7 protein-coding genes and 1 pseudogene are annotated in these 6,707 nt (G+C 41.2%); 4 read left to right on the top strand and 4 right to left on the bottom strand.

The genetic code is table 11. From position 1 onward, the window contains the following. Both QZ359_RS06325 and QZ359_RS06320 read right to left on the bottom strand, forming a co-directional pair. A partial coding sequence (locus tag QZ359_RS06325) for a cytidine/deoxycytidylate deaminase family protein (RefSeq protein ID WP_293964249.1) occupies window positions 1–445 on the bottom strand: 445 nt, incomplete at its 3' end. A gap of 18 nt (window positions 446–463) precedes the next feature. After that, a complete protein-coding gene (locus QZ359_RS06320; protein WP_000004136.1) occupies window positions 464–1,021 on the bottom strand; it encodes a TetR/AcrR family transcriptional regulator in 558 nt (185 codons plus the stop codon). A gap of 124 nt (window positions 1,022–1,145) precedes the next feature. Here QZ359_RS06320 and QZ359_RS06315 point away from each other — a divergent pair, with 124 nt between their 5' ends. The 3 genes from QZ359_RS06315 to QZ359_RS06305 are packed head-to-tail and all read left to right on the top strand — an operon-like array spanning window position 1,146 to window position 3,791. After that, window positions 1,146–1,991 (top strand): DegV family protein, encoded by an 846-nt coding sequence (locus QZ359_RS06315; protein ID WP_261150336.1) that lies wholly within the window; start codon window positions 1,146–1,148, stop codon window positions 1,989–1,991. 57 nt (window positions 1,992–2,048) lie between these two features. Further along, the gene (locus tag QZ359_RS06310) at window positions 2,049–3,221 is read left to right on the top strand and encodes an NAD(P)/FAD-dependent oxidoreductase (RefSeq protein ID WP_293964242.1); all 1,173 of its coding nucleotides are present in this window, start codon (window positions 2,049–2,051) and stop codon (window positions 3,219–3,221) included. A gap of 48 nt (window positions 3,222–3,269) precedes the next feature. Further along, the gene (locus tag QZ359_RS06305; RefSeq protein WP_293964240.1) at window positions 3,270–3,791 is read left to right on the top strand and encodes a DUF1697 domain-containing protein; all 522 of its coding nucleotides are present in this window, start codon (window positions 3,270–3,272) and stop codon (window positions 3,789–3,791) included. A 41-nt stretch (window positions 3,792–3,832) separates the two neighbouring features. Here the strand turns inward: QZ359_RS06305 and QZ359_RS06300 are convergent, their stop codons facing one another. After that, window positions 3,833–4,573 (bottom strand): MerR family transcriptional regulator, encoded by a 741-nt coding sequence (locus QZ359_RS06300; RefSeq protein WP_293964238.1) that lies wholly within the window; start codon window positions 4,571–4,573, stop codon window positions 3,833–3,835. Between the two features lie 340 nt (window positions 4,574–4,913). Between QZ359_RS06300 and QZ359_RS06295 the strand changes: the two genes are divergently transcribed. Beyond that, window positions 4,914–6,254, top strand: coding sequence for a sodium-dependent transporter (locus QZ359_RS06295; RefSeq protein WP_049501915.1), 1,341 nt, complete (start codon window positions 4,914–4,916; stop codon window positions 6,252–6,254). 40 nt (window positions 6,255–6,294) lie between these two features. Here QZ359_RS06295 and QZ359_RS06290 read toward each other — a convergent pair. Continuing rightward, window positions 6,295–6,707, bottom strand: a pseudogene (locus tag QZ359_RS06290) (mannose-6-phosphate isomerase); the annotation flags it as partial.

Here is a 6,707-nt window from a genome sequence, read left to right as displayed (position 1 = left end):
GAGCTGCCTGCACTGTCTCAAGTGGTAAATGGGTTAATTCTGTTCCCTTTTCTTGATAAAGGTATTGGGCATAGTCGTCCATTCGGTACTGGTTGATATAAACCACGCGCTTACAACCAACCTGAAGCAATTGTTTTGTACAGTTTAGACATGGAAAGTGGGTCACATAGGCTGTAAAGCCTTTGGGAACCCCACGTTCTGCACCTTGGAGAATGGCATTAACCTCTGCGTGAAGAGTGCGAACACAGTGACCTTCAATGACCAGACATTCGTGATCAATACAATGCTCAGTCCCTGACACCGAACCATTATAACCAGTGGAAATAACTTTATTATCCTTTACCAGAATTGCGCCCACTTTGGCACGTTTACAAGTGGAACGATTGGCAATTAGTAGAGCTTGGGCTGCAAAATACTCATCCCATGCTAGTCTTTCTTCAGTCATATCTCTTCTCCTTTTTCTCTATTTTTTAAAAAATGGTAACCGTAAATCTGCAATCTTTTCAGCAGGTACCTTCATGCCATCCTTGATCCATTTTAAAAGGACTGAGACGATGGCTGAACTCCAGAAGGAATGAAGATAAGAGCTGACACCTTTTGATTTTCCATGGTATTTTTCCAGAAACTCCTGCATGGCTTGGACAAAGATTTTTTCCAGATGGTAATCTAAGGCAAGTTGAATCACTCTGGCTTCCTTTCTTGCTTCTCGGAAAAGGTGAACCCAGACCAGATAAAGGTCTGTCTTTAAATCATAATGATGCAACTGTTCCATAATATTGTGGACAGTTCGTTTAAATACGCTTTCTAAAATCTCCTCTTTGGAATCATAATTGCGATAAAAGGCCGCACGAGAAACGCCTGCACGTTTGACCAATTCAGAAATACTAATCTTGGTCAGGTCCTTTTTTTCCAAGAGTTGCAAGAGGGCTGTTTCGATGGCTTCTCTAGTTAATAAATTGGATTCTTGGTTTGATTTTCTGAGATTTTCAAGAGACTTTTCAGAGATTCTACGTTCAGACATAACATTTTCTTTCTACTTGTCACAACAGACGGATGAGGCTTTTGTTTCAAGGGCTTTCATGATATAATTGTAAAAAAAGACAGAACCTTTGTCAATGTATAACTGACAAAGATGGAGAATTTCTATGACTTGGAAGATTATTGCTGACTCTGGTTGTGATTATCGTCAGCTGGAGACACCAGCTATTGATACAACCTTTGTAAGTGTCCCCTTAACCATTCAAGTAGCTGATCAGGTCTTTGTTGATGATGCCAGTCTTGACATTGACCAAATGATGGAAACCATGTATGCAACTGCAGAAGCTTCAAAATCAGCTTGTCCAAGCCCAGATGATTATTTGCGAGCATTTGAAGGAGCCAAAAACATTTTCCTAGTAACCATCACTGGTACTCTTTCTGGAAGCCACAATAGTGCTCAACTAGCAAAAAATATTTATCTGGAAGAACATCCTGATACTAAAATTCATATAATTGATAGTTTGTCTGCTGGTGGGGAAGTTGACTTGCTCGTAGAAAAAGTGAATGACTTGATCGACCAGGGCTTATCTTTTGAAGAAGTGGTTGAAGCTATCACCGCCTATCAAGAAAAAACCAAGTTACTTTTTGTCCTAGCTAAAGTCGATAACTTGGTGAAGAACGGCCGTTTGAGCAAGCTTATCGGTACGGTCGTTGGCCTTCTCAATATCCGTATGGTCGGAGAAGCTAGTGAAACTGGAACTCTCGAATTGCTACAAAAAGCACGAGGACCAAAGAAATCAGTTCAAGCTGCCTATGATGAAATCATTAAAGCTGGATATGCTGGTGGCCGTATTGTCATGGCCCAACGTAATAACGAGAAATGTTGCCAACAGCTTTCAGACCGAATACGTGAAACCTTCCCACAGGCGGATATTAAAATTCTCCCAACATCTGGTCTCTGCAGTTTTTATGCAGAAGATGGTGGTTTGCTGATGGGATATGAAATTGATTAATTGCATTCTTGACAAGAGGTGACTTCATCTCTTGTTTTTTTGTGGTACAATAGAGCTATGAAACATTTTGATACTATCGTCATTGGTGGAGGTCCTGCTGGTATGATGGCTACGATTTCCAGTAGCTTTTATGGACAGAAAACCCTCCTCATCGAAAAAAATCGGAAACTTGGAAAAAAATTAGCTGGTACTGGTGGGGGACGTTGCAATGTAACCAACAACGGAACTCTAGATGACCTACTAGCTGGCATCCCTGGAAATGGGCGCTTTCTCTACAGTGTCTTCTCCCAATTTGATAACCATGATATCATTAATTTTTTTACAGAAAATGGTGTTAAACTTAAGGTCGAAGACCACGGACGCGTCTTTCCTGCTAGTGACAAGTCTCGGACCATTATCGAGGCCTTGGAAAAGAAAATCACTGAACTCGGTGGTCAAGTTGCTACTCAAACTGAGATTGTTTCGGTTAAAAAGGTGGATGACCAGTTTGTTCTTAAGTCCGCAGACCAAAATTTCACTTGTGATAAACTCATTGTCACAACTGGTGGGAAATCCTATCCTTCCACTGGCTCAACTGGTTTTGGACATGAGATTGCCCGTCATTTTAAGCATACCATTACCGAGCTTGAGGCTGCTGAGAGTCCATTGTTAACAGATTTTCCACACAAAGCGCTTCAGGGGATTTCACTAGACGATGTGATCTTAAGCTATGGCAAGCATGTCATCACGCATGATCTCCTCTTTACCCACTTTGGTCTATCCGGTCCTGCTGCCCTACGTATGTCTAGCTTTGTCAAGGGTGGGGAAGTTCTCTCATTGGATGTTTTACCTCAACTTTCTGAGAAGGACTTGGCTGAATTTCTAGAAGAGAATCGTGAAAAATCCTTGAAAAATGCCTTAAAAACTTTGCTTCCAGAACGCTTGGCAGAATTTTTTGTGCAAGGCTATCCGGAAAAAGTCAAACAACTGACTGAAAAGGAACGAGAACAACTTCTCCAGTCTATCAAAGCACTCAAAATCCCTGTTACTGGCAAAATGTCCCTTGCCAAGTCCTTTGTCACCAAAGGCGGTGTCAGTCTCAAGGAAATCAATCCTAAAACTCTGGAAAGCAAGCTCGTACCTGGACTCCACTTTGCTGGCGAGGTCATGGATATCAACGCCCACACAGGTGGCTTTAACATCACTTCTGCCCTCTGTACCGGCTGGGTGGCTGGATCAACCCCAATCTAAATATACATTACTAAACGGAACAATCCGCCCCAAAAGAAAGGAACTACTTTGGAACATATTATCTTGCTAAGGGGAGTTACTCCTAATGGAAAAAATGCTATCCCTAAAATGTCTTATCTAGTAGATATCTTGACAGAAGCTGGTTTTCAACAAGTTCGAACTTATATTCAAAGTGGAAATATTATTCTTGAAAGTAACTTAGCTCTCGAAGAAATACGAGAACAGGTTCATACTCTAATAAAGGAAAAGATTGGAGCCGATCTCAAAATAATCATTAAGAATAAGGATATTTTTAAAAACATTGTCCAAGAAAATCCGTTTGGAGAACACTATCTTTATGACCGTGTACACGTGATTTTTTATCAAGAACCTATTCAAAGTCTTCCTTTAGAAAAATTAAAAATTGATTACGGCGAAGAAGAAATTTGTGTCGGTAACCACTGTCTCTACCTCTATCTCCCTGGAACTGCAAAACAAAAAAAGCTCAATACTAACTATCTTGAAAAGCTTTTCAATGTAGATTTGACCATGCGAAAACTAAATGTGGTAGAAAAATTATTAAGCAAGTAGTACTTGAATTTAGAAAAAATCGGAAGAATACTCCTCCGATTTTATTTTGTCTGAGTTTGGACATAATGGGCAATGACATCTGATGTGTACTGGGCTGTTCCTGGTCCAAATTTGTCAATATTTTCCTTAAACTCTGGATTATAGACGTAGCCTTTACCAATATGACCGAATACTTCAATTGAGCAGTCAAATCCATAGGTACGAATTGCTTGCAAGAGCTTGGCTGCTTGCTCTTGGTTCTCAGTTGCTTTTACAGGCAGACCAGCTTGAAGATTTTGTGCCAAGGCTTGAAAAACTTGGTTGAAGGCAGCTGTAGCCTCGTCTTCGTGACCTTTCTGGCGCTCCAGCGCTTGGTCCATGACTTCTTGTCCATATTTCTCTACCGCCTCTTGGTGGTATTTTTGATGGTCTTGGTAGTTAAATCCAGCAAATTTCTCTTGAATGCTCATTTCTCTTTCTCCTTTTTGTTCTTGAATGGTTTTTTGCAAGGTTGAAATCAAGGTATCCAGATGTTCCCTTTCTCGAGTCAAATAGTCCAACTGTCTGGTCAAATGAGGCAATAAATCTGTCCTTTCTTCCTTTAATAGCTCTGCTATTTTTTCTAAAGAAAAGCCTAGATATTTATAGTAAAGAATGACCTGAAGGCGTTCCAAATCCTCCTGACTGTAGGTTCGATAACCGTTTTCTGACTTTAAAGGAACCAGAAGGCCTATCTTATCGTAGTGGTGCAGGGTCTTGACAGAGACACCCGAAAGCTGCGCAGCTTCTTTTATATGGTACATGATTTCCTCCTTATACTCAATGAAAATCAAAGAGCAAACTAGGAAGCTAGCCGCAGGCTGTACTTGAGTACGGTAAGGCGACGCTGACGTGGTTTGAATTTGATTTTCGAAGAGTATTACATTGATAGTATAACCCCTCCCCCTAGGTCAGAGTCAAGCGTTTTTGCGAAATTTTTTACTTTATCATAACATGAAAATGGTTTTCTTGACAGACCTTAGAAAACATGATAGGATAGTCAAGTCTATCAATCAAAAGAAAAGCTCATCTTGAGTACTGATGAGGCTATTTGCCAAGGGCAGTAGCTTTTTCTTTTGTAACACTAACTTTAGGAGTTTAACTATGTCTGAAAAATCTCAATGGGGTTCTAAACTGGGCTTTATTCTAGCATCTGCTGGTTCAGCCATCGGACTTGGTGCCGTTTGGAAATTCCCTTATATGACTGCTGCTAACGGTGGAGGAGGCTTTTTACTGGTCTTTCTCATCTCCACTATTCTAATCGGTTTCCCCCTTTTGCTTGCAGAATTTGCCCTCGGCCGAAGTGCTGGTGTCTCTGGGATTAAAACCTTTGGAAAACTAGGCAAGAATAGTAAGTACAACTTTATCGGTTGGATTGGTGCCTTTGCCCTTTTTATCCTCTTATCTTTCTACAGTGTTATTGGAGGATGGATTCTGGTTTATCTGGGTATTGAGTTTGGGAAATTGTTTCAGCTTGGTGGAACGGGTGATTATGCTCAGTTATTTACTTCAATCATTTCAAATCCAGCCATTGCCCTTGGAGCTCAGGCAGCCTTTATCCTATTGAATATCTTCATTGTATCACGTGGGGTTCAAAAAGGAATTGAAAGAGCCTCAAAAGTCATGATGCCTCTGCTCTTTATCATCTTTGTCGTCATCATCGGACGCTCTCTCAGTTTGCCAAATGCCATGGAAGGAGTTCTTTACTTCCTCAAACCAGACTTTTCAAAACTGACCAGCGCTGGTCTCCTCTATGCTCTGGGACAATCTTTCTTTGCCCTCTCACTAGGGGTTACAGCCATGCTGACCTATGCCTCCTACTTGGACAAGAAAACCAATCTGGTCCAGTCAGGGATTTCCATCGTAGCCATGAACATTTCGGTATCCATCATGGCGGGACTAGCCATTTTCCCAGCCATGTCAGCCTTCAATATCCAGTCTGAAGGGGGACCGAGCTTGCTCTTTATCGTCTTGCCTCAACTCTTTGACAAGATGCCTTTTGGAACTATTTTCTACATTCTTTTCCTCCTGCTCTTCCTCTTTGCAACAGTCACTTCCTCTGTCGTGATGCTGGAAATCAATGTGGGTAATATCACCAATCAGGACAACAGCAAGCGTGCCAAGTGGAGTACCATTTTAGGAATCTTGACCTTTGTCTTTGGAATTCCTTCAGCCCTTTCTTACGGTGTCATGGCGGATGTTCACATCTTTGGGAAGACCTTCTTTGACGCTATGGACTTCTTAGTTTCCAATCTTCTCATGCCATTTGGAGCTCTCTGCCTTTCACTCTTTACAGGCTACATTTTTAAGAAGGCTCTTGCCATGGAGGAACTACACCTTGATGAAAGAGCTTGGAAACAGGGACTTTTCCAAGTCTGGCTCTTCCTTCTTCGTTTTATCATTCCTATCATCATCATCGTGGTCTTTATAGCCCAATTTATGTAATCAAAAAGGACTTGAGTAATGAACTCAGGTCCTTTCTTTTTTATGGATGGCTAACAATCAATTCCAAGCCTTGCCCTTCTAGGATCCAAGCTGCAACATCACTTGGTAGAATAAAGTGGCTACCTTTTTGGATTGGATAGTTTTTCCCATCAACAGTCAGGTGACCTTGACCAGCCAAGACACTGAACAAGCTGTAGTCAGCTGTCTTTTCGAAGTCAACTTTTCCAGTAATTTCCCACTTGTAAACTGCGAAGAAGTCATTAGACACAAGAAGAGTTGAACGTAAATCATCAGCTTTGACAGTCACAGGACGGCTATTGGCAGGCTCGCCAATGTTCAAAACATCGATAGATTTTTCAAGGTGAAGTTCACGCAAATTGCCATTATCATCCTTACGGTCAAAGTCATAGACGCGATAGGTGGTATCACTAGATTGTTGGGTTTCAAGAATCA

Source organism: Streptococcus sp., assembly GCF_019414905.1.
In the GTDB taxonomy this organism is placed as follows: Bacteria; Bacillota; Bacilli; order Lactobacillales; family Streptococcaceae; genus Streptococcus.
The sequence above is the reverse complement of the archived record's forward strand: the minus strand, read 5'-3'. Positions and strand labels throughout refer to the sequence as shown.